At 70.2% G+C, this 23,220-nt stretch carries 18 protein-coding genes; 12 read left to right on the top strand and 6 right to left on the bottom strand.

All coding sequences use genetic code 11. From position 1 onward, the window contains the following. Window positions 1-100 precede the first annotated feature (100 nt). The 3 genes from WH07_RS04415 to WH07_RS04405 all read left to right on the top strand — a co-directional run bounded on the left by WH07_RS04415 (window position 101) and on the right by WH07_RS04405 (window position 4,856). Window positions 101-838, top strand: a complete 738-nt coding sequence (locus tag WH07_RS04415) for a GNAT family N-acetyltransferase (protein WP_046495493.1) — start codon at window positions 101-103, stop codon at window positions 836-838. Window positions 839-953: 115 nt separating this feature from the next. Continuing rightward, the gene (locus tag WH07_RS04410; protein WP_079022942.1) at window positions 954-2,846 is read left to right on the top strand and encodes an IucA/IucC family protein; all 1,893 of its coding nucleotides are present in this window, start codon (window positions 954-956) and stop codon (window positions 2,844-2,846) included. A gap of 39 nt (window positions 2,847-2,885) precedes the next feature. Continuing rightward, window positions 2,886-4,856: an ATP-dependent DNA helicase gene (locus WH07_RS04405; RefSeq protein WP_046495490.1), complete on the top strand. Its 1,971-nt coding sequence runs from the start codon at window positions 2,886-2,888 to the stop codon at window positions 4,854-4,856. A 217-nt stretch (window positions 4,857-5,073) separates the two neighbouring features. Here WH07_RS04405 and lexA read toward each other — a convergent pair whose 3' ends face one another. After that, window positions 5,074-5,859 carry a transcriptional repressor LexA gene (lexA, locus tag WH07_RS04400; protein WP_046495488.1) on the bottom strand — a complete coding sequence of 262 codons (786 nt, stop codon included), beginning with the start codon at window positions 5,857-5,859 and terminating at the stop codon, window positions 5,074-5,076. Between the two features lie 499 nt (window positions 5,860-6,358). Between lexA and nrdR the strand changes: the two genes are divergently transcribed. Both nrdR and WH07_RS04390 read left to right on the top strand, forming a co-directional pair. Next, entirely contained in the window at window positions 6,359-6,868 is a 510-nt protein-coding gene (gene nrdR / locus WH07_RS04395) for a transcriptional regulator NrdR (RefSeq protein ID WP_046495486.1), read from the top strand. Window positions 6,869-7,011: 143 nt separating this feature from the next. Then, the gene (locus WH07_RS04390) at window positions 7,012-9,918 is read left to right on the top strand and encodes a vitamin B12-dependent ribonucleotide reductase (protein ID WP_046495554.1); all 2,907 of its coding nucleotides are present in this window, start codon (window positions 7,012-7,014) and stop codon (window positions 9,916-9,918) included. Window positions 9,919-10,048: 130 nt separating this feature from the next. Here WH07_RS04390 and WH07_RS04385 read toward each other — a convergent pair whose 3' ends face one another. Together WH07_RS04385 and WH07_RS04380 are read right to left on the bottom strand one after the other, a co-directional pair. Beyond that, on the bottom strand, window positions 10,049-10,726 hold the full coding sequence (locus WH07_RS04385) for a 2-phosphosulfolactate phosphatase (RefSeq protein ID WP_079022941.1): 678 nt from the start codon (window positions 10,724-10,726) through the stop codon (window positions 10,049-10,051). Between the two features lie 28 nt (window positions 10,727-10,754). Then, window positions 10,755-11,291: a TerD family protein gene (locus WH07_RS04380; RefSeq protein WP_046495478.1), complete on the bottom strand. Its 537-nt coding sequence runs from the start codon at window positions 11,289-11,291 to the stop codon at window positions 10,755-10,757. A 215-nt stretch (window positions 11,292-11,506) separates the two neighbouring features. On the opposite strand from WH07_RS04380, the gene WH07_RS04375 reads away from it, so the two are divergent. The 4 genes from WH07_RS04375 (at window position 11,507) to WH07_RS04360 (ending at window position 15,875) form a co-directional block, all read left to right on the top strand. Continuing rightward, window positions 11,507-12,112, top strand: a complete 606-nt coding sequence (locus tag WH07_RS04375) for a YdbC family protein (RefSeq protein ID WP_046495476.1) — start codon at window positions 11,507-11,509, stop codon at window positions 12,110-12,112. An 82-nt stretch (window positions 12,113-12,194) separates the two neighbouring features. Then, window positions 12,195-12,854, top strand: a complete 660-nt coding sequence (locus tag WH07_RS04370; protein WP_046495473.1) for a histidine phosphatase family protein — start codon at window positions 12,195-12,197, stop codon at window positions 12,852-12,854. A 29-nt stretch (window positions 12,855-12,883) separates the two neighbouring features. Next, window positions 12,884-13,825 carry an ADP-ribosylglycohydrolase family protein gene (locus WH07_RS04365; protein ID WP_046495470.1) on the top strand — a complete coding sequence of 314 codons (942 nt, stop codon included), beginning with the start codon at window positions 12,884-12,886 and terminating at the stop codon, window positions 13,823-13,825. 217 nt (window positions 13,826-14,042) lie between these two features. Continuing rightward, a complete protein-coding gene (locus WH07_RS04360) occupies window positions 14,043-15,875 on the top strand; it encodes a DUF4153 domain-containing protein (protein WP_063775734.1) in 1,833 nt (610 codons plus the stop codon). Window positions 15,876-15,959: 84 nt separating this feature from the next. Here WH07_RS04360 and WH07_RS04355 read toward each other — a convergent pair whose 3' ends face one another. Continuing rightward, window positions 15,960-17,516: an MFS transporter gene (locus tag WH07_RS04355; protein ID WP_046495468.1), complete on the bottom strand. Its 1,557-nt coding sequence runs from the start codon at window positions 17,514-17,516 to the stop codon at window positions 15,960-15,962. Window positions 17,517-17,653: 137 nt separating this feature from the next. Between WH07_RS04355 and WH07_RS04350 the strand changes: the two genes are divergently transcribed. From WH07_RS04350 to WH07_RS04340, 3 genes are all read left to right on the top strand, one after another. After that, on the top strand, window positions 17,654-18,283 hold the full coding sequence (locus WH07_RS04350; protein ID WP_046495465.1) for a TetR/AcrR family transcriptional regulator: 630 nt from the start codon (window positions 17,654-17,656) through the stop codon (window positions 18,281-18,283). Between the two features lie 90 nt (window positions 18,284-18,373). Beyond that, a complete protein-coding gene (locus tag WH07_RS04345; RefSeq protein ID WP_046495463.1) occupies window positions 18,374-19,084 on the top strand; it encodes a ribonuclease HII in 711 nt (236 codons plus the stop codon). A gap of 151 nt (window positions 19,085-19,235) precedes the next feature. Continuing rightward, window positions 19,236-19,874: a hypothetical protein gene (locus WH07_RS04340; RefSeq protein WP_046495460.1), complete on the top strand. Its 639-nt coding sequence runs from the start codon at window positions 19,236-19,238 to the stop codon at window positions 19,872-19,874. A gap of 224 nt (window positions 19,875-20,098) precedes the next feature. On the opposite strand, the gene WH07_RS04335 is transcribed toward WH07_RS04340, so the two are convergent. After that, window positions 20,099-20,728 carry a hypothetical protein gene (locus tag WH07_RS04335; protein ID WP_046495458.1) on the bottom strand — a complete coding sequence of 210 codons (630 nt, stop codon included), beginning with the start codon at window positions 20,726-20,728 and terminating at the stop codon, window positions 20,099-20,101. A gap of 213 nt (window positions 20,729-20,941) precedes the next feature. Further along, the gene (locus WH07_RS04330) at window positions 20,942-23,113 is read right to left on the bottom strand and encodes a RecQ family ATP-dependent DNA helicase (RefSeq protein WP_046495455.1); all 2,172 of its coding nucleotides are present in this window, start codon (window positions 23,111-23,113) and stop codon (window positions 20,942-20,944) included. Window positions 23,114-23,220: the final 107 nt, after the last annotated feature.

The raw sequence follows: 23,220 nt of genomic DNA, 5'->3' as shown, positions 1-23,220 counted from the left end.
CCGACTCGCCATTGATCCGCGGCTGATCCGCCATTGATCCGTCACCGGTCCGGCGCCGAAGGAGCGCGACCCGTCCGAACTGCTGAGAGGAGAGCGCCCCATGCCTCCCGCCGACGCGAGCACCGGCAGTGGAGCCGGCCCCACCCCGCACCACGGCGGGGGCACCGAGGACACCGTCGACCTACGGCTCGATGAGCTGACCGCACTGTTCGGAGGGGGCGGGCAGGCGGTCGTACCGCCGCAGGCCGCCCCCGCCGCGGTGGCCGGTGATCTGCTCGACACGCCGGGCGGCTGGGGTGCCACCCCCACGTCCGCCGGTGTCTTCCGGCTCGTACCCGTGTGTATCGAGCGCGATCTGTCGCTGGTCAGCCGCTGGATGAACGATCCCGCCGTGGCCGCTTTCTGGGAGCTGGCGGGGCCGGAATCCGTGACCGCCGCCCATCTGCGTCCCCAGCTCGACGGCGACGGCCGAAGCGTCCCGTGCCTCGGTGTTCTGGGCGGGATTCCGATGAGCTACTGGGAGATCTACCGCGCGGACCTGGACCCGCTCGCCCGCCACTACCCTGCCCGTCCGCACGACACCGGGATCCATCTCCTGCTCGGGGGCGTCGCCGACCGCGGGCGCGGGGTCGGGACCGTCCTGCTCAGAGCCGTCTCCGATCTCATCCTCGACCACCGGCCCCGCTGCGGGCGCGTCATCGCCGAACCCGACCTGCGCAACACCCCGTCCGTCTCCGCCTTCCTGAGCGCCGGCTTCCGCTTCTTCTCGGAGGTCGATCTGCCCGGCAAACGAGCCGCCCTCATGGTGCGCGACCGCGCCCTGCGCGACCGGCTCTGAACCGTCCTCGGCCCGGCCCGTCTGCGCCTGCCGCCGCCCGCCCTCGCTCTCAGCCGCTTCCGGCGGCTGTGGATACACCGCTCGATCCACACCGGTTCCGTCCCGAGGAGTCCTCGTGCCGAAGTCCCCTGCCACCCACGACTCCCCTGTCAGCCACGACTCCACCGCTCCTGTCCACAACTCCACGGCCGCCGGTGACTCCACCGCCCCGCCCGGCTCCACCGCGCCCTTGTTCTCCCCACCGGAGCTGAACCCCCGGGCCTGGGACCGGGCCGCCGGCCGGCTTCTCGCCAAACTGCTCGGGGAATTCGCGTACGAGGAGATCGTCGAACCGGTGCCCGTCCCCGGTGCCGCCGGCCACTACGCCCTCACCCTCGACGCCGGAGAATCGCTCCTCTTCCGTGCCACCCGCGGTGCCTATGGCGACTGGCGCGTCGACCCCGGCTCCATCCGCTACCGGAACCAGCCGTTCACCGATCCGCTGGGCTTTCTGCCGCTCGCCCGCCGGGTGCTCGGGCTCGACGGCGAGACCCTCGGCCATCTCGTCCGCGAACTCACCACGACCCTCGCCGCGGACGCCCGGCTCGGCCACACCGCCCTCTCCGCGGCACGCCTCGCCGATCTCGGCTACGCCGACCTCGAAGGACACCAGACCGGCCACCCCTGGCTCGTCCTCAACAAGGGCCGCGTCGGCTTCTCCGCCACCGATGCGGCGCGCTGGGCGCCCGAGGCCCGCAGACCGGCGCCCCTGCCCTGGATCGCGGTCAGCACCGCCCTTGCCGCCTACCGGGGAGTCCCGGCCCTGGACAGCCCCGACCTGCTCTACGCCGGGGAACTTGACGCGGCGGTCCGCGAGCGCTTCGACACCGTCCTCCGGGACCGGGGCCTGGACCCGGCCGCCTATCTCTATCTGCCCGTACACCCCTGGCAGTGGGACGAGGTCCTGCTCCCGCTCTACGCGCCCGCCATAGCCGGGGGAGCGATCGTCCCGCTCCCGACCGACGGTGATCTCCGCCTGCCGCAGCAGTCCATCCGTACGTTCCTCAACATCGGACGGCCCGACCGGCACACCGTCAAACTGCCCCTGTCCATCCTCAACACCCTGGTCTGGCGCGGACTGCCCACCGAGCGCACTCTCGCCGCGCCCGCCGTCACCGCGTGGGTCCACGGCATCCATGACGCCGACCCGTTCCTGCGCGACGAATGCGGGGTGATCCTGCTGGGCGAGGTCGCCTCGGTGACGGTCGAGCACCCGCTGTACGACCAGCTCCCGGAAGTCCCCTACCAGTACAAGGAACTGCTCGGCGCGATCTGGCGCGAGCCCCTGGAGACCCGGCTCGCCCCCGGGGAGCGTGCCCGTACGCTTGCCTCCCTCATCCATACGGATCCGGAGGGAAGGGCGTTCACCGCCGAACTCGTTTCCCGCTCCGGTCTCACGCCCGAGGACTGGCTCCAGCGGCTCTTCGCGGCGCTGCTCCCGCCGCTGCTGCACTTCCTCTACCGCTACGGAACCGTTTTCTCCCCGCACGGCGAGAACGCCATCGTCGTCTTCGATGGCCAGGACGTCCCCGTACGGCTGGCGATCAAGGATTTCGTGGACGATGTGAACATCAGCGCGCAGCCGCTGCCCGAGCACGACACGATGCCCCGCGACGTGAAGGACATCCTGCTGACCGAGGAGCCGAGCTTCCTCACCCAGTTCATCCATTCAGGGCTCTTCGTCGGGGTCTTCCGCTATCTGGCACCCCTGTGCGAGGAGCAACTAGGGGTGCCCGAGGGCGAGTTCTGGTCCCTCGTACGGGCGGAGATCCTGCGGCACCACACGCGGTTCCCGGAGCTGAAGGAGCGCTTCGCCACGTTCGACCTGCTCACCCCGCGTATCGAGCGGCTCTGCCTCAACCGCAACCGCCTCCACCTCGACGGATACCGCGACCGGTCCGAGCGGCCGCACGCCGCCGTGCACGGTACGGTCCCCAATCCGCTGGCGGCCGGGAGCCGCCGCGAGTGATCGCTGTTGTCAGTGGTGAGCCGTAGGGTGGGTCGGGCTATGACGAAGCCATCACTCCCCGAACTCCTCCACGCCGCCGTCAGCTCCGTCGGCGGCGTGGAACGGCCCGGCCAGGTCACCATGGCCGAAGCCGTCGCCGAGGCCATCGACACCTCGTCCCACCTGCTGGTCCAGGCGGGCACCGGCACCGGAAAGTCACTCGGTTATCTCGTGCCCGCCCTGGCGCACGGAGAGCGGGTCGTGGTGGCCACCGCGACCCTCGCGCTCCAGCGCCAGCTCGTGGAGCGCGACCTTCCGCGCACGGTCGAGGCGCTGCATCCGCTGCTGCGCAGACGGCCCGAGTTCGCCATGCTCAAGGGCCGGTCCAACTACCTCTGTCTGCACCGGCTGCGCGAGGGGGTGCCGCAGGACGAGGAGGACGGGCTCTTCGACCAGTTCGAGGCCGCCGCGCCGTCCAGCAAGCTGGGCATGGACCTGCTGCGGATGCGGGACTGGGCGGACGAGACCGAGACGGGCGACCGGGACGATCTGACGCCCGGCGTCTCGGACCGCGCCTGGTCGCAGGTGTCGGTCTCGTCGCGGGAGTGCCTGGGCGCGACGAAGTGCGCCTATGGCGCGGAGTGCTTCGCGGAACTCGCGCGGGAGCGGGCCAAGGTCGCCGAGGTCGTCGTGACCAACCACGCCCTGCTCGCGATCGACGCCATAGAAGGCGCGCCGGTGCTTCCGCAGCACGAGGTGCTGATCGTCGACGAGGCCCATGAGCTGGTCTCCCGGGTCACCGGCGCGGCCACCGGCGAGCTGACTCCGGGGCAGGTGAACCGCGCCGTGCGCCGCTCGGCGAAGCTGGTGAACGAGAAGGCGGCGGACGCCCTCCAGACGGCGGCCGAGGGCTTCGAGCGGCTGATGGAGCTGGCCCTGCCCGGGCGGCTCGAAGAGGTCCCCGAGGATCTCGGCTATGCCCTGATGGCGCTGCGCGACGCGGCCCGTACGGTGATCTCGGCGCTGGGCTCGACCCGGGACAAGTCCGTGCAGGACGAGGACGTCGTACGGAAGCAGGCGCTGGCGTCGGTCGAGTCCGTACACGCCGTGGCGGAGCGGATCGCCAACGGGGCCGAGTACGACGTCGTCTGGTACGAGCGGCACGACCGCTTCGGGGCCTCGCTGCGGGTGGCTCCGCTCTCGGTGTCCGGGCTGCTGAGGGAGAAGCTCTTCGCCGACCGCTCCGTCGTCCTCACCTCCGCCACGCTCAAGCTCGGCGGTGACTTCAACGGAGTGGGCGCCTCGCTGGGGCTGGCGCCGGAGGGGACGGAGGGGGACGACATCCCGCAGTGGAAGGGCATCGATGTCGGCTCGCCCTTCGACTACCGCAAGCAGGGCATCCTCTATGTCGCCCGCCATCTCGCCACCCCGGGGCGTGAGGGGTCGCGCGGCGACATGATGGATGAGCTGGCGGGCCTGGTGGAGGCGGCCGGTGGCCGTACGCTCGGCCTGTTCTCCTCGATGCGGGCGGCCCAGGCCGCCGCCGAGGAGCTGCGCGGCAGGCTGGACGCGCCGATCCTGCTCCAGGGCGAGGAGACACTGGGTGAGCTGATCAAGGCCTTCGCCGCCGATCCGAAGACCTGTCTGTTCGGCACGCTGTCGCTGTGGCAGGGCGTCGACGTGCCGGGGCCCAGCTCCCAGCTTGTGGTGATGGACCGGATTCCCTTCCCGCGCCCGGACGATCCGCTGATGAGCGCTCGGCAGAAGGCGGTGGAGGAGGGCGGCGGCAATGGGTTCATGGCGGTGGCCGCGACGCATGCCGCCCTGCTGATGGCCCAGGGCGCCGGGCGGCTCGTACGGGCGAGCGGGGACCGCGGCGTCGTGGCCGTACTGGACCCGAGGCTGGCCAACGCGCGGTACGGCAGCTTCCTGCGCGCCTCACTGCCCGATTTCTGGTACACGACGGACGGCCAGACGGTACGGAGGTCCCTCGCGGCGATCGATGCCGCGGCGCAGGCCGCCGGGGCGTGACGATCCGAGCCCGGTGATCCGGGGCCCGGTGATTTGGAGCGTGATGATCCGGGGCGTGATGATCCGGGACCGGGTGTTTCAGGGCATGGCGACCGGAGAGTGACCGCCTCCGCCGCCGCTCCTCAGCCGGGGCGGCGGGGGCGTGGTTCCGGGGCAAACAGCAGGCCCCGGGACCGGCGCAGAGGGTCCCGGGGCCCGGTCGGAGCCGGTGGAGGTGTCACACCCGGCGCAGGACCGCGACCACCTTGCCGAGGATCGTCGCCTCGTCACCGGGGATCGGTTGATACGCCACATTGTGCGGCAGCAGCCAGACATGGCCGTCCTCGCGGCGGAAGCGCTTGACCGTCGCCTCGCCGTCCAGCATCGCGGCGACGATGTCCCCGTTCTCCGCGACCGGCTGGCGGCGGACCGTCACCCAGTCCCCGTCACAGATCGCGGCTTCGATCATCGAGTCACCGACGACCTTGAGGACGAACAGCTCTCCGTCGCCGACCAACTGGCGGGGAAGCGGGAAGACGTCCTCGACCGACTCCTCGGCGAGGATCGGTCCGCCGGCGGCGATCCGGCCGACCAGCGGGACATAGGACGCGGCGGGCTTGCCGGTCGTGTCCGTCGGCTGGGTGCTCGGCTGGTCAGAGCCGCGCACCTCATAGGCCCTGGGCCGGTGCGGGTCGCGGCGCAGGAAGCCCTTGCGCTCCAGGGCCATGAGCTGATGGGCCACCGACGAGGTGCTGGAGAGCCCCACGGCCTGGCCGATCTCCCGCATCGAAGGCGGGTATCCACGCCGCTGCACGGAGTCCCGGATCACTTCGATGACCCTGCGCTGCCGGTCGGTGAGCCCCGAGCTGTCCGCCCTGATTCCTGGAGGTCGTCCGGGCAGCGAACGGGCGGGCTTGGGCCCCTCCGGGTTCATGATCCCGTCATTCATGGCATGCACCGGCTCGAGTCGGCTCTGGGAGCGGTCCTGGGCAGTGATGGTGGCACTGTCTGCGGTGGTGGTCACGTCGGCCCCTCTCGAAATGTTCTCCCTAGCTGGACAACGGTAGTAGCTTTCGAAAGGTTGCGCCAAACACACGTTCGAGTGAAAAATCGAAGAGTGACTGCCGTAAGTGACGGACTCGGTGTATGGGCCCGGCTTGTGGCCGTGGGCGGCCCGTCGTCACGGTACCGCCCGGGACCATGGCGCCGGGGCCCAGGGCGCGGTCGCGTCCGTCCGGCGTGTAGGACTCCGGCGGTCCCGGATCCTGGCCGCCGGGCCCTTCCCGTACGCTCATGGCCGGCCCGCGCGGGACCGCCGCACCCGCCTCAGCGGGCGACACGCTCCGGGGCTTAGGATGCCGTCCGGCCCCAGATGTAGTGGTTGGATTGTCACAACCGCCCAGAAGTTGTGGTCCCGGTCGTTCGGGGCCGAGGGCATCGCCTATGCTGGGGACTGCTTCGAGGGGCTCTTTCCGGGCCCTCACGAGGCTATTCAGTCGCGCCGTGAAGGAGGGTTCGGAGCCATGCACTGCCCCTTCTGCAGGCACCCCGACAGCCGTGTCGTCGACAGCCGCACCACCGACGACGGGACGTCGATCCGGCGTCGGCGCCAGTGCCCCGACTGCTCCCGCCGTTTCACGACGGTGGAGACCGCCTCACTGATGGTGATCAAGCGCAGCGGTGTGACCGAGCCCTTCAGCCGTACCAAGGTCATCTCCGGTGTGCGCAAGGCGTGCCAGGGACGGCCGGTCACCGAGGACGCCCTCGCCCAGCTCGGCCAACGGGTCGAGGAGGCGGTGCGCGCGACCGGGAGCGCCGAGCTGACCACCCACGACGTGGGGCTGGCCATACTCGGCCCACTGCGGGAACTCGACCTTGTCGCGTACCTGCGCTTCGCATCCGTCTACCGGGCGTTCGATTCGCTCGAAGACTTCGAGGCCGCCATCGCGGAACTGCGTGAGCGGCCTCCCGTAGAGGAGTGCGGTGCCGACGGGACCCACGAGGTCCCCGTGCCCGCCACCGCCGCGGACTGAGGGCCGGCCGCACCCGGCCGCTCCGCGGCAACCAGGACCTGTCACGGGCGCCTCAGGCGTTCCCGGGGCTTTTGGACACAGACCCCGTGCCACGGGAAGAGCATGGCACTTCAGGGTGTTTTTGTACGTATATGGGAGGCGGCATGACAGAGACGACGAGCGGCCCGGCACGTGGTTCCCGAACCAAGGGGACCAAGGCCGGCAAGGGGCTGCGTATCGAGCGGATCCACACGACACCCGGCGTGCATCCGTACGACGAGGTGGTCTGGGAGCGCCGTGACGTCGTCATGACCAATTGGCGCGACGGCTCGGTCAATTTCGAGCAGCGTGGCGTCGAGTTCCCCGACTTCTGGTCGCTGAACGCGGTCAACATCGTCACCAGCAAGTACTTCCGCGGGGCCGTCGGCACCCCGCAGCGCGAGACCGGGCTCAAGCAGCTCATCGACCGGATCGTGAAGACGTACCGCAAGGCCGGCGAGGACTATCACTACTTCTCCTCGCCCGCCGACGCCGAGATCTTCGAGCACGAGCTGGCGTACGCCCTCCTGCACCAGATCTTCAGCTTCAACTCGCCCGTGTGGTTCAACGTCGGCACCCCGCAGCCGCAGCAGGTCTCGGCCTGCTTCATCCTCTCCGTCGACGACTCCATGGACTCGATCCTGGACTGGTACAAGGAAGAGGGGATGATCTTCAAGGGCGGCTCCGGCGCCGGTCTGAACCTCTCCCGTATCCGCTCCTCCAAGGAACTGCTCTCCTCCGGGGGCAATGCCTCGGGCCCGGTCTCCTTCATGCGCGGCGCCGACGCGTCCGCAGGAACGATCAAGTCCGGTGGCGCCACCCGCCGCGCGGCCAAGATGGTCATCCTCGATGTCGACCACCCGGACATCGAGGACTTCATCCAGACCAAGGTCAAGGAGGAGGAGAAGATCCGCGCCCTGCGCGACGCGGGCTTCGACATGGACCTGGGCGGTGACGACATCACCTCCGTCCAGTACCAGAACGCCAACAACTCGGTCCGGGTGAACGACGAGTTCATGAAGGCCGTCGAGAACGGCGGCAAGTTCGGGCTGCGGGCCCGGATGACCGGCGATGTCATCGAAGAGGTCGAGGCCAAGTCCCTCTTCCGCAAGATGGCCGAGGCGGCCTGGGCCTGCGCCGACCCGGGCATCCAGTACGACGACACGATCAACCGCTGGCACACCTGCCCCGAGTCCGGCCGGATCAACGGCTCGAACCCGTGCAGCGAGTACATGCACCTGGACAACACCTCGTGCAACCTGGCCTCCCTGAACCTGATGAAGTTCCTGAAGGACGACAGCCAGGGCAACCAGTCCTTCGAGTCCGAGCGCTTCGCCAAAGTCGTCGAGCTGGTCATCACCGCGATGGACATCTCCATCTGCTTCGCGGACTTCCCGACCCGGAAGATCGGTGAGAACACCCGCGCCTTCCGCCAGCTCGGCATCGGCTACGCCAACCTCGGTGCCCTGCTGATGGCCACGGGCCACGCCTACGACTCCGACGGCGGCCGCGCGCTGGCCGGCGCCATCACGTCACTGATGACCGGCACCGCGTACCGCCGCTCGGCCGAACTGGCCGCGGTCGTCGGTCCGTACGAGGGCTACGCCCGCAATGCCGAGCCGCACAAGCGCGTCATGCGGCAGCACTCCGACGCCAACGCCACGGCCGTCCGCATGGACGACCTGGACACCCCGGTCTGGGCCGCCGCCACGGAGGCCTGGCAGGACGTCCTGCGCCTCGGTGAGAAGAACGGCTTCCGCAACGCCCAGGCCTCGGTCATCGCTCCCACCGGCACCATCGGTCTCGCGATGTCCTGCGACACCACCGGTCTGGAGCCCGACCTCGCCCTGGTCAAGTTCAAGAAGCTGGTCGGCGGCGGCTCGATGCAGATCGTCAACGGCACGGTGCCGCAGGCGCTGCGCCGCCTCGGCTACCAGCCCGAGCAGGCGGAGGCGATCGTCGCCCACATCGCCGAGCACGGCAATGTGATCGACGCGCCCGGACTGAAGCCCGAGCACTACGAGGTCTTCGACTGCGCGATGGGCGAGCGCTCCATCTCCGCCATGGGCCATGTCCGGATGATGGCGGCCATCCAGCCGTGGATCAGCGGCGCGCTGTCCAAGACGGTGAACCTGCCGGAGAGCGCCACCGTCGAGGACGTCGAAGAGGTCTACTTCGAGGCGTGGAAGATGGGCGTCAAGGCCCTCGCCATCTACCGCGACAACTGCAAGGTCGGCCAGCCCCTCTCCGCCAAGAAGAAGGAGGAGGAGAAGGTCGCCGAGAAGGCCGAGGAGACCATCCGCCAGGCGGTGGAGAAGGTCATCGAGTACCGCCCGGTCCGCAAGCGCCTTCCCAAGGGCCGTCCCGGTCTGACCACTTCCTTCACGGTGGGTGGCGCCGAGGGCTATATGACCGCCAACTCCTACCCCGACGACGGTCTCGGTGAGGTCTTCCTGAAGATGTCCAAGCAGGGCTCGACCCTCGCGGGCATGATGGACGCCTTCTCCATCGCCGTCTCGGTCGGACTTCAGTACGGCGTGCCGCTGGAGACCTATGTCTCCAAGTTCACCAATATGCGGTTCGAGCCGGCCGGGATGACGGACGACCCGGATGTCCGGATGGCGCAGTCGATCGTCGACTACATCTTCCGCCGGCTCGCCCTGGACTTCCTGCCCTTCGAGACCCGCTCGGCCCTCGGGATCCACTCCGCGGAGGAGCGCCAGCGCCACCTGGACACCGGTTCGTACGAGCCGTCCCTGGACGAGGACACCCTGGACACCGAGAGTCTCGTCCAGTCCACTCCGCGTCCGGCGGAGACGCTGAAGGCGGTCTCCGCGGTCTCCGCCGCCGATGTCGCGGGCCCGGCCGCGATCCCGGCCCCCAAGGAGGCGCACACCTCCGCCGAACTGGTCGAGATGCAGCTCGGCATCAGCGCCGACGCGCCGCTGTGCTTCTCCTGCGGTACGAAGATGCAGCGGGCGGGGTCCTGCTACATCTGCGAGGGCTGCGGATCGACGAGCGGCTGCAGCTAAAACGGGGCGGAATTGCGGCTGCTGAGGACGCTGATCCGCGTTTGAGAGAGGGTGCCGGCCGTGGGCCGGCACCCTCTCCGGCGTGCTGAGTCTGCGGAGACGGCGATCAGATCGAGGCTTTGTGCGTCAGTTAAGGCACGGCGCACGGACGAAGGACCATGAGCGAGTCCTCCAAGGCCGCCACCATGCCAAAAGTAAACCGGTCCAGCTCAAGGCAGAGTGCGACATCATCAGGATGGACGCCTTGACGCACACCCTCCGCCAACTCGGCGGCGGCACGGGACTCGCCGGCACGGCGGAGGAACTCAGCGGCATCCGTCTCGGCCTCGGTGGCCCTCCGAGCGATGTACTGGGCGCACGCCAGATCTTCATCGGCGTGACCGTCTTCGCCGGTGACCACGAACGTGACATCGTCACACCCGCGTGTCCGCAAGAGCCGAGCCGTTGCCTCCGCCACCACGAAGCCGGCGCACAGCACCAGCGACGCCTCCTGGACCGCGAGGGCGCCGACCGTCCCTGCCGTGATCTTCTGCACAACGGTCCGCCCGCGAAGGTCAACAGACCGCAGCAGCCCCGGCGAGTTGACCATGTCGAACCCGGGCGCCGGCGGACCGTCCTTGAGCGCCACCCAATCCGGATGCCGAGCCTTGAGCGCCAGGGCTTCGTCCAGCGACTCAGCAAGAACGATCTTTTCCGCCCCCTGGGCAAAGGCCCAGGCAGCCACCGTGAAGGCACGCATGACGTCGATCACGACCGCCACGGCCGGGGCTTCGCCCAGCTCGGCGATGCCAAGGAAACGAGCGTTCATGCCGATCATGTTCGCGCGTGCCGGGGTGTCAGACGGTGCCGGTGGTGCCCATCAGGGTGCCGAAGGACTGGGGGTCGGTGTCAAAACCACGGACGGCTGTACTGAACTGCCATGCGCCCGAGGCGTCCCGGGTGAACTCCGCGAAGGTGGCCGCAGTGGCGGAGGGGACGCCTGTGAAGTCGTGCTCGGCCAGCTCGGTGTATCCCTCCAGGACACGCGCCTTGGTATTGGTTATGTCGCCGAACGTCCGCCGCCCGTCGCGCTGTTGGATGGCCACCCCCACCACCACCCGGTGGTACGCGGGCGACAGCCGGTCCAGCTCCAGCGTCATCTCCTCGTCGGCGCCGAAGCCCTGGCCGGTCCTGCTCTCCCGGTCCAGAGTGATCGTGCCGTCCGGTGAGCGGCTTCCGAAGTAGACGAGATAGGCAGGCTTCCCGTTCGGGTCCTTCGCCGTGTAGGTCGCGGCGACGAGGTCGAGATCGTGCGGGGGCGCGCCCAGGGGACTGGGGTCCCACTTCAGCGTGACCTCGATCTTCGCCACCCCTCGGTTGAGACTGCTGCTCACTGGTCCTCCCCCTCGTCCTCATCGGAACCGGGCCGGTCTGAGGCCCACATACTGCAAGGCTAGACCGGGACACTGACAACAGGCGCCGCGATCAGTCCGGTTGACGCCACGTTGGCCGATACTCGCCTCGTACCCGTGTGCGTACCGCCGGGCCGGGTGGCACGCACTCTTCCGGAGAGTGACCCGCGCCACGCTCCGCCCCGTACGATGGCGCGGTGCTGGTCAAGTGGACGCGCTGCACCGTGGTCGACCGACGAGGGTTTGAACGCGGGCAGCGCAAATGGGCGGGGTTGCTCGGTGAGCCGGGGTTCCGGGGGCAGAGCGGGGGATGGAGCCGGACGAAGCCGGGCGTCGCCCATGTCTTCGCGTTCTGGGAGAGCCGCGCGTTCTACGACTCCTTCATGGCCCGCTCGCACGACCGGCTGGCCGCCGCGCAGTCGGGGACGTACCGGGACGTCCAGGCGAAACTATTCGATTACCGCTTCGATGTGAAGACCGGCTTCGAGCCACGGTTCACCGACGCGGATGTGGTCCGGGTCGCGCACTGCAAGGTCCACGAGGACCGTGTCGAGCACTTCGCGCTGATGCAGGAGAAGGTGTGGAACCCGGCGATGGCCGGATCGCCCGGGATGGTGCGCGGGCTGTTCGGCGAGGCCCCCGGCCACGAGTTCATCGTGCTGTCGATGTGGCAGTCCGCGGCCGAGCACGGAAAGTACCGGGTCGAACGCGTCGAGCGGCTGACCCTGCGCGCGCAGACGGCCGCGGATGTGGCGGCGCTGGCCGGGGATGTCGTCGATCTCGAACCGGGCTGGACGGTGTGACCCCGCGCGCGCCGACGGTGCGCGCGCCCCGGTGGTACGCCCCGAGCGGCACCCGGATTCCGGGCCGCTCTAGGGTCATGGCATGGCACGACCGCGGCGCATTGTCCTTGTCCGGCACGGAGAGTCGGAAGGCAACGCAGATGACTCGGTGTACGAACGTCGGCCCGACCACGCCCTGAGGCTCACCGAGAAGGGGAGACAGCAGGCCGAGGAGACCGGCGTACGGCTGCGCGAGCTCTTCGGCCGGGAGCAGGTCAGCGTCTATGTCTCCCCGTACCGCCGTACGCACGAGACGTTCCAGGCCTTCGGCTTCGATCCGGAACAGATACGGATACGGGAGGAGCCGCGGCTGCGCGAGCAGGACTGGGGCAACTGGCAGGACCACGACGACGTACAGCTCCAGAAGGCCTACCGCGACGCGTACGGGCACTTTTTCTACCGCTTCGCACAGGGGGAGTCCGGCGCGGATGTGTACGACCGGGTCGGCTCGTTCCTGGAGTCCCTCCACCGGAGCTTCGAAGCGCCCGACTCTCCGAAGAATGTGCTGCTCGTCACCCACGGGTTGACGATGCGGCTCTTCTGTATGCGGTGGTTCCACTGGTCGGTCGCCGAGTTCGAGTCACTGTCGAACCCCTGCAACGCGGAGACCCGGATGCTGCTGCTCGGCGCGGACGGCAGATACACGCTGGACCGGCCGTTCGAGCAGTGGCGGACCCCGGAACCGTACGGCCATATCGGCTAGCGCGACCGTGCGATTAAAGTGTCAGCGCGATGACCGCTGACTTCACACTCGCGGGTGACTCCACACCCGAGGGGCGTCTCGAACGTGCCCTGGCCAGCCTGCGCGGACTCTCCGTGGGCGACGCCCTCGGTTCCCAGTTCTTCGTACCGTCCAACTATCCCCTGCTGAAGCTACGGGAGCTGCCGCCCGGACTCTGGCAGTGGACCGATGACACCGAAATGGGCGCGTCGGTCGTTGCCGTACTCGCCGCGCTCGGCCGTATAGATCAGGACACGCTCGCACGCTCCTTCGCCGAGCGGCATGACTTCGACCGGGGTTACGGGCCCGCCGTCAACCGGATGCTCCGGCTGGTCCGGGAGGGCGGCGACTGGCGCGAGCTGGCCGCCGGGCTCTTCAACGGGCAGGGCTCGTGGGGCAACGGAGCCGCCATGCGCATCGCGCCGCTCGGCGCCTGGTACGCGGACGATCCGGAACAGGCCACGCACCAGGCCGAGATCTCCGCGTACACCACACATCAGCACCGCGAGGCGGTGGCGGGCGCCATGGCGGTGGCGGCCGCCGCCGCCCTCGCCGCCGACCCCGCGGGACCGCCCTCGCCGGAGGCCCTGCTCGACGGTGTGGTGGCACTCGTACCGCGCAGCGCGGTGGGGGCGGGGCTGCGCAGGGCGCGGGACATGCTCGACTACGACGACGCGGGCACCGTCGCCGCCGTCCTCGGCTGCGGACGGCGCACCAGCGCGCAGGACACCGTGCCGTTCGCCCTCTGGTCGGCGGCGCGCGCCCTCGGCGATTTCGAACGGGGCTTCTGGGCAACGGCCCAGGTGGGCGGAGATGTCGATACGAACTGCGCCATCGTCGGGGGAGTGATCGCCGCGAGCACCGCAGGGGCGCCGCCCGAGCTCTGGCGGGAGCGTACGGAAGAGCTTCCCGGCTGGCTGTCCTCGGGCATGACTGACGGTCCTCGGGCGTAACCGGGCGACCACCCGGGGCATGCGTTTGTCACGGTCCTGCCACAGGCGACCCTGAGGAGTACGGGACCCTCTCGGGTACGTGGTTACTCTGTCCGCCACGCCGCCTTGATGATCTTCGACGGGCGCATGCCGACGAGACACCGGGTCGTACGCACCACTCCACCGCGACGGGGCCCGGTCGGGAGGGGGTCCCGTGACAGATTCACCGTCCATACCCATGCCGGCCGAGGAGCCGGACGACCGGCGGACCGCGGGCAGCGAACAGGAGCCGCGAGACCTGGTCGCCCAGAGCGCCGCGCCGAAAGCCGAGGCCGCGGGCGTCGGTCCGAAATCCGCGGCTGCGGCCAGTGCCTCGGAACCCGCGGCTGCGGCCACCGCGGCGAAACCCGGGGCAGCGAGCGTCGCACCGAAACCCGAGGCGGCGAGCGCTGCATCCGAAGCCGCCCTGCCGCGCGCGGCAGCGCGGGCATCCGCCGCCTCGTCCCCGTACCGCAAGCAGCCCCAGGGCCCGCCGCCTGCGCCCGACTGGCAGCAGTGGCAGCCGCAGCGCCCCGAGCCGCCCGCCTGGCTCACCGCGATCAGTCCCGCCGCCCCGGCCCGCATCCGCGTCGCCACACTCTGGTCGGTCCTGGCGACCGCCCTGCTCAGCGCCCTGCTGCTGGGCGAGGGAGCCGGGCTGAATCTGCTGATCGTGACGGTCCCCGCCGCCCTCGGCGCCTACTTCGCCGCGCAGGCGGCAGGCCGCCGCCCGCGCCCCTGGACGCTGGTCTGGGCCCTCGGCGGTGTGGCACTGCTGGTCGTCCCCGCCCTGAGCGACGCCGGTCTGCCCACCTTCCTCGCGATCACCACTGCGATGGCGCTGGGGTCGCTGGCACTGCACGGGGCCCGCACGTGGCCGGGCGTGGTGTTCGGCCCGTTCGGCCTGCTCGGGTCGATCGGCACCGCCATGGCCTGGGGCCTGCGCGGTCTGCGCGAGCGCGCCGGACAGTCGCCGCGGCACTGGCTGCCCGTGATCCGCGCGCTCGTCGTCGCGGTCGTGCTGCTGGTGGTGTTCGGTTCGCTCTTCGCGGGCGCCGACGCGGCGTTCGCCGATCTGCTCGGCGGTCTGACCCCCGAGGTGTCGGTCGAGGACGGGCCCTGGCGCTTCCTGTTGTTCGGCGTCGGACTCCTCGGCGCCCTCGCCGCCGCGCACACCGCCGCCGCGCCGCTGCGCTGGGACCGCATCACCGTTCGGCCCGGCAAGGCCCGCGCCCGGATGGAATGGGCGCTTCCGCTGATCGTCCTGAACCTTCTGTTCGCGGCTTTCATCGCCGTCCAGCTCGCCGTGCTCTTCGGCGGTTACCGTAAGGTCTTCGAGCAGACCGGACTCACGCGTTCCGAGTACGCGCGGCAGGGCTTCTGGCAGCTTCTGTGGGTCACCGTCCTCGTCCTGCTCGTCATCGGGCTGGCCCGTCGCTGGGCCCCGCGCGACGGTGCCCGCGACCTCGCGCTGGTCCGTACCGTGCTCGGCGTCCTCTGTGCGCTGACGCTGGTCGTGACCGCCTCCGCGCTGCGCCGGATGGACCTGTACGTCGAGGCGTACGGACTGACACGGCTGCGTGTCACGGTGGCGGCGATGGAGCTGTGGCTCGCCCTGGTGATCGTTCTGATCCTGGTGGCGGGGGCCGTGGGCGGACGCTGGCTGCCGCGCGCCGTCGCCGCGAGCGCTGCCGCGGCCGTCCTCGTGTACGGGCTGCTCTCGCCGGACACGCTGGTCGCCGAGCAGAACGTCCAGCGGTACGAACGTACGGAGAAGATCGACGTCGAGTACTTCCAGGAACTGTCCGCCGATGCGGTGCCCGCCCTGGACCGGCTGCCCGAGCCGCTGCGCTCCTGCGCTCTGACCGGTATTGACCGGAATCTGTCGGAGGGCGACCAGCCCTGGTACGCGACGAGCCTGGCCGAACGGCGGGCCCGCGACATCCTGGCGGAGCGGCCGGTCGACCACTCCGTCATCTGCGCCGGCTGGGGCTACCTGGACAGCGACCTCGGTGGCTTCGACGGGCTGTGACGTTTTCGTACGGCCTGGATCCGGGTCCGGCCCCCCGCCCCTGACCCGGATCCAGGCCCCAGTGCTGGTCAGCCGCAGCCCTGACTAGGCGACCGGACCCGCCGCCTCCGCCCTGCCGCTCAGCGCCTCCAGATCGCTCTTGCGCACCCGGATCACCAGCGCCGCCGTCAGCAGCGCCACCGCCACCATGACCACCGCCGCGACGAAAGCGGTCGAGATGCCCTGGGTCAGCACCTCGTGGCCCCAGCGCCCCGGCAGTTCCTGGGTCTTGGCCAGCTCCGCCTTCTGCTCCGGGCTCGCCTGCGCCATGAAGGACGGCAGTTGCCGCTCCGCCTCGTTGCGGCTGGCCGTACCGAACACCGTGACCAGGATGGAGAGCCCCAGCGAACCGCCCACCTGCTGGCTCGCGTTGAGCAGCCCGGAGGCCGCGCCCGCCTCGTGCTGCGCGACTCCGGAGACCGCGGTCAGGGTGAGCGTCACGAAGTTCAGCCCCATGCCGAAGCCGAAGAGCAGCAGCGGCCCGAGCACCCCGCTCGGATACGAGCTGTCCGGGCTGATCAGTGTCAGCCAGAACAGGCCGACGCCGGTGATGGCCGAACCCGTCACCATGAACGGCTTGGGCCCGAGCACCGGCAGCAACCGCTGGGACAGCCCCGCGCCCACGATGATCGCGACCGTCACGGGAAGGAAGGCCAGACCGGACTTGATCGGGCTGTACGAGAGCACGTTCTGTACGAAAAGTACGATGAAGAAGAACATCCCGAACATCGCGGCGGCCAGGCTCAGCATGATGACGTACGTGCCCGAACGGTTCCGGTCGGCGAACATCCGGAGCGGAGTGATGGGCTCCTTCGCCCGCGACTCGATCACCGCGAACATCGCGAGCAGCACCACCGACGCGACGAACGCCGACACGGTCAGTGTGTCCCGCCAGCCCTCCTCGGAGGCCCTGATGAATCCGTACACCAGCGATGCCATACCGAGCGTGGAGGTCGCGGCACCGGCGAGGTCGAAACGTCCCGGATGGCGCTCGGACTCATTGATGTACCTCGGCGCGAGGACCGCGATCAGCACACCGATCGGTACATTGACGAAGAACACCCAGCGCCAGTCGAGCCACTCGGTGAGCATGCCGCCCGCCAGCAGGCCTATGGCGCCACCGCCCGCTGAGACCGCGGCGAAGACACCGAATGCCCTGTTCCGCTCGGGCCCCTCGGCGAAGGTGGTGGTGATCAGGGCGAGCGAGGTGGGCGAGGCGATCGCGCCGCCGACTCCCTGGAGCACCCGGGCGGCCAGCAACTGCCAGGGCTCCTGGGCGAAGCCGCCGAGGAGGGATGCCAGGGTGAAGATCAGGATGCCGGCCATGAACACCCGGCGGCGGCCCAGGATGTCGCCGGCCCGGCCGCCGAGCAGCAGCAGACCGCCGAAGGTCAGCGTGTACGCGCTCAGCACCCAGGAGAGGTCCGTGGTCGAGAAGCTGAGAGCGTTCTGGATATGTGGAAGCGCGATATTCACAATCGTCGCGTCGAGTACGACCATGAGCTGGCAGGCGGCGATGACGGCGAGGGCGATCCCTGGGCGCCCTGTGCGACCGGCCGCGCCCCGTGGTCCGCTCTGTTTTTCGAGTTGAGAGGTTGTCACTGTTGGATCCCCCACGAGTGAATTAGTGAACGCACCCGTTCACTGTCGCGTCCACGGTAGTGAATCCCCTTCAGTGAACGCAAGCGTTCACTGAACGCTGCCGCCCCGGAGTGTCAGCCAACGATGGAGAGTTACCGATGATGTCTTCGCGCTCCGCGGCCACCGCTCGGTCGCAGTCGGCGTCCCTGCGCCGTCGTGGTCCCGTACTGGAACGGGCCATCCTCGACGCCGCGCTGGAGCAGTTGAGTACGGTCGGCTGGAACGGCCTGACCATGGAGGGCGTCGCCGCCGGGGCCCAGACGGGCAAGGCCGCGGTGTACCGCCGCTGGCCGTCCAAGGAGGACCTGGTCGCCGACGCACTCCTGGCGGGGCTGCCGCCGTTCGACGAGGCGGCCGACCACGGGAGCATCCGCGAGGACCTTTACCAGCTCTGCCGGAGCGTGCGGGACGCGATGTTCTCGCAGCCCGGATTCGCACTCCGTGCGGTCCTTCACGAATGCGACCCGGCCAGCGCCGAACGTTTCCAGGAACTCATCAACAGCAATTTCATCGAGCCCTCCAACCGCCTCCTCGGCCAGGTGGTGGACCGCGGAATCCAGCGAGGTGACGTACGGCCCGACGCCACCGGCGAACTCGTCCTCCAGGTGATACCGGCGCTGATGATGTTCCGCACCAAGGTGTGCGGGAGCGAATGGGAGGATGGCGAGATCGCCGAGATGATCGATCAGATCCTGGTGCCGCTCCTCCGGCCGCCCACGGCCCGGTGAACCCGGGGACGCGGGCCGGACACGGCTGTTGAGGACGGCCGGTACCCGGTCTGTTGCACGGCGTTCCGGCGGCGTAACCTTGCAGGTGCCATGCCGTACGAACCACCCACGCACACCGTTGAGCGCTCGCTGCGCGCCACCACCGACGCCAGAGTCGTCGCAGGCGTCGACGAAGTGGGACGCGGAGCGTGGGCCGGGCCGGTCACGGTGTGCGCGGCCATCACCGGACTGCGCAGACCTCCGGCCGGTCTCACCGACTCCAAGCTGATCAGCCCCAAGCGCCGTACGGAGCTGGCCGGTGAGCTGGAGAAGTGGGTCACCTCGCACGCGCTCGGGCACGCCTCTCCGGAGGAGATCGACGCCCTGGGGATGACCGCGGCGCTGAGGCTCGCCGCCGTACGCGCCCTTGAGGCGCTGCCGGTACGGCCCGACGCGGTGATCCTCGACGGCAAGCACGACTATCTGGGAGGGGCCTGGCAGGTGCGTACGGTCATCAAGGGCGACCAGACCTGTGTCCCGGTGGCGGCCGCCTCGGTCATCGCCAAGGTACGCAGGGACGCGCTGATGGCCGAACTGGGCGCGGGTTCCGAGGAGTACGTACCGTTCGCCTTCGGCGCCAACGCCGGCTATCCCTCGCCGGTGCACAAGGCGGCGCTGGAGGAGCGGGGGCCGACACCGCACCACCGGCTCTCGTGGTCCTATCTCGACGCGCTGCCCCGGTGGCGGCACCTGAAGAAGATCCGGATCCCCGCGGAGGCCGCGGCCATGGAAAGCGGGGGCCAACTCGGCTTCGACTTCTGACCGTTCGAACCCGGCACGTCCGACGACCGATCTGCTCGATTCCCGGAACACCCGGTGACCTCCCGCCCGCGCGCCCGCAGGCCGCGGGCCAGGGCGCGAATGCGCCCACCCGCCGATGCCCCTGGCGTCGGCGTTTGATAGACATCCAGCCATGCCTCTCATCCCTCAGGAGCCTCAGATTCACGAGAGAGCCCAGGGTTCTGGCGCCACCCCGGCCACCGGCCGTACGGCGCCGACCCCTCGTCCTGTACCCGGTCCGCGTCCCGTTCCCGGGCCGCGCTCCGCGGCCACGCCGCGTCCCGGTCGCCCGGGGCCCGGTACCGCGAAGCCCGCGCCGCCGGCGCAGCGCTCGCACAGCTCCGCCGGGCAGCCCAAGGCGTCCGGGCCCACTACTCCTTCCGCTCCTCAGATCCAGCTCATCCCGGCTCCGGAGGACGGGGCGCTCGACGCTGCCGAGGAGGCGGTGGACCTGCTGCTCGACTCGGGCCGGGCGCCCGGCGAGATCCTCGTCCTCACCACCGGGGAACAGCATCCGTGGGCCACCCATGAGCTGTCCTTCGGCGAAGCCTCCTACTGGGCCCAGCACGACGCCCGTGAAGACGTGTTCTTCGCCGGCGCCGCCGCCGTGACCCGTGCGGAGTCCCGGCCCGTTGTGGTCGTGGCGGTGAACGGAGGCGGGGACGAGGTCGCCGCCCGGGTCCTGCCGCTGGCCCGGCAGCGTGCCACCGCGCTGCTGGTCGTGTGCGGTGACGCCGCACGGATCAACGCCGCGCTCGGCGCGGGGGTCTGAGCCGTACGACAGCCGTACGGCGCGGGATGCGCGGGCGTGGTACGTGCGCCCGCCGTCGTACGCCGTACGACCCGGTCGTGACCCGGCTGCCCGTTCAGGGGGTGGCCGGGCCGTTGTGGTCTCCATGCGCGCCTGTGATGCTCTGCGCACTGTGGTGCTCTGTGCTCGGAAGCCGTCGGGGCCGCTCGATTCGCCGCTGTCCGGCGCCGCTCCGTCCCGGCAGCTCAGCGGGCGGCCGTGTGCCGCAGTGGCTCGACGCCGCCACCGCCGCCGCGCACCAGGGACGAGGCGGCCTCCAGCACCGTCTCCGAAAGATCGGCGGGCGGGGACCCGGAGCTCGGCCGACGGCCCCCACGGCCCTCGCCCAGCACCTGCCAGCCGCCGTGTGTCAGGGTGATGTACGCGCCGCACCGCAGGCCGTGCAGCGTGCAGGCGTCCCGCAGCCCCCACATCCAGGCTCCGTCCTCCTCCGTCCAGCGCTCGTCGCCCTCACGGCAGTAGAGCAGTACGGCGGTACGCACGGGGGTGCGACGGCGCAGATCGTGCGGGATGACCCGCCGCAGATGGGCCAGCAGCGCGTTGCGGAACTCCCAGCCGTCCACCGGCGCCGCCCGCGGGGTGAACGAGGCGCTGGCGATCAGCCGTTCCGCATGGTCCAGGACGGCCACCACCGCGGTCGCCGGTTTCGGCCGGTGCCTGCTGTGCAGACCGCTCACCACCTCGCGGGGATTGCGGAGCAGCGGAATCCCCGCGTCCGCCCATTCGTCCAGTTCGAGCATCCTGGCGGGGCGGTTGGCGGAGTCGGCCGGTCTGCTGAGCGAAGTGGCTGCGGACGGAGCGAATCCGAAGGTCACGATCCTCCCTTCGCGTACGCGCCCACAGTGCGGGCAGGGGCGGACGGGGGCGTACCACGGCATGGCCCTCGCGAACCGCGAGCGGATCGTGCGGGGTTGTTCAATTCTCGCTGGCACGGGGGCGCGCGGCAACGAGCAATTGGCGCCGTTGACGGGTTTGGGCAGGTATGGCGGTCATATCCCTGGCCAGAGCCGTGCGGCCGGTGTCCTGTATCAGGCCTGAACGGCGAGGACCAGCGGAAACACCCCCTCTGCTCCGGCTTTCCGCAGCAGCCGGGCGGCCACCGCGAGAGTCCAGCCGCTGTCGGAGAGGCCGTCGACCAGCAGAACGGGACCGCCCGCCGACGCGAGCGCCGCGGCCAGTTCGGCGGGTACGGTCAGCGTCTCGTGCAGCGCGCGCACTCGCTGCGCGCTGTTGGTACGGGAGATACGGGTGTCGGCGGCCTCCGGCGCGTACTCGACCGTACCGAGCAGCGGAATTCTGCCGGCCTGCGCGATGCGGCCGCCGAGCGAGCCGATGAGCCTGGGCCTGCTGTGCGAGGCCACGGTGACGACCCCGACTGGCCGGGGAGACGCGTCGGCGGCACCGGAGGCCCAACCGCCCGGCCCCTTGGCCCAGTCGGCGAGCACGCTCACCACAGCGGTCACCACATCGTCGGGCACCGGGCCGTCCGGGGCATGTGATGCCAGCATCGGCCGCAGCCTGTTGCCCCAGCCGATGTCGGACAGCCGCCCCAACGCCCGCCCCGCGAAGGACTGTTCGCCGGGTGGGATGCGCCCCTTCAGTGCCACACCGACCGCCGGGAGCCCGGTCGGCCACATCCGGCGCGGCTCCACCTCCACACCCGGCCTGCCCAGCTCACCGCGCGCGGCGTCCAGGGCGGCGGCGGTCACCTTGTCCTCGAACCGCACCCCCGCGCAGTTGTCGCAGCGCCCGCACGGAGCGGCTTCCTCGTCGTCCAACTGCCGCCGCAGGAACTCCATCCGGCAGCCGGCCGTCGACGCGTAGTCCCGCATCGCCTGCTGTTCGGCCTCACGCTGCCGCGACACCCAGGCATACCGCTCGGTGTCGTACACCCACGGGCGGCCCGTCGACGTCCAGCCGCCCTTCACCCGGTGCACCGCTCCGTCCACATCGAGGACCTTGAGCATCGTCTCCAGACGCGTACGCCGCAGCTCGACCAGGGGCTCCAGCGCGGGCAGCGACAGCGGCCGCCCGGCCTGGCCCAGGACATCGAGCGTGCGCCGGACCAGCTCCTCGGGCGGGAAGGCGACCGATGCGAAGTACTGCCAGATGGCCTCGTCCTCCCTGCCCGGCAGCAGCAGCACCTCGGCGTGCTCCACCCCACGGCCGGCTCGGCCCACCTGCTGGTAATAGGCGATGGGGGAGGACGGCGAGCCGAGATGCACCACGAATCCCAGGTCCGGCTTGTCGAAGCCCATGCCCAGCGCGGAGGTGGCGACCAGCGCCTTCACCCTGTTCGCCAGGAGATCGTCCTCGGCCTGCTGCCGGTCCGCGTTCTCCGTGCGCCCCGTGTACGAGGCGACCGTGTGCCCGCACTGCCGCAGATACGCGGTGACCTCCTCGGCCGCGGCGACCGTCAGGGTATAGATGATCCCGGAGCCGGGCAGCTCGCCGAGATGGTCGGCCAGCCACGCCAGCCGGTGTGCCGCGTCCGGCAGCCGGAGCACATGCAGACTGAGACTCTCCCGGTCAAGCGGACCGCGCAGCACCAGCGCGTCCGTCCCCGCCCCCGTGCCCAACTGCTCGGCGACATCGGCGGTCACCCGGGAATTGGCCGTGGCCGTGGTGGCGAGAACCGGGACCCCCGACGGCAACTCCGCGAGCATCGTGCGCAGCCGCCGGTAGTCGGGACGGAAGTCGTGGCCCCAGTCGGAGATGCAGTGCGCCTCGTCCACCACCAGCAGCCCGGTGGCCGCGGCGAGCCGGGGCAGGACCTGGTCCCGGAAGTCCGGATTGTTCAACCGCTCGGGACTGACCAGCAGGACATCGACCTCGCCCGCCGCCACCTCGTCCTGGACCGTGTCCCACTCCTCCACGTTCGACGAATTGATCGTCCGCGCGCGGATCCCGGCGCGCGCGGCGGCCTCCACCTGATTGCGCATGAGCGCGAGCAGCGGTGAGACGATCACGGTCGGGCCCGCGCCGCGCTCCCGCAGCAGTGAGGTCGCCACGAAATACACCGCGGACTTGCCCCACCCCGTCCGCTGGACGACCAGCGCCCTGCGCTTGTCGGCGACAAGCGCCTCGATGGCCCGCCACTGGTCCTCGCGCAGCGTGGCGGCGCCGGTGGCGTCACCGACGAGGCGGGCGAGAACGGAATCGGCGGAGGCCCGGAGAGCCGTGCGGTCTGCGTTGGTCATGCACCCATGCAACCCGATGGCTCGGACAGAGCGCGAACACGGCCGCCGGGCTGTGGACAAAGTTATCCACAGGGGTCGCGGGATCCGGCCGGGCACGGGACGGTCGT

The organism is Streptomyces odonnellii, assembly GCF_000981895.1.
In the GTDB taxonomy this organism is placed as follows: Bacteria; Actinomycetota; Actinomycetes; order Streptomycetales; family Streptomycetaceae; genus Streptomyces; species Streptomyces odonnellii.
The sequence above is the reverse complement of the archived record's forward strand: the minus strand, read 5'-3'. Positions and strand labels throughout refer to the sequence as shown.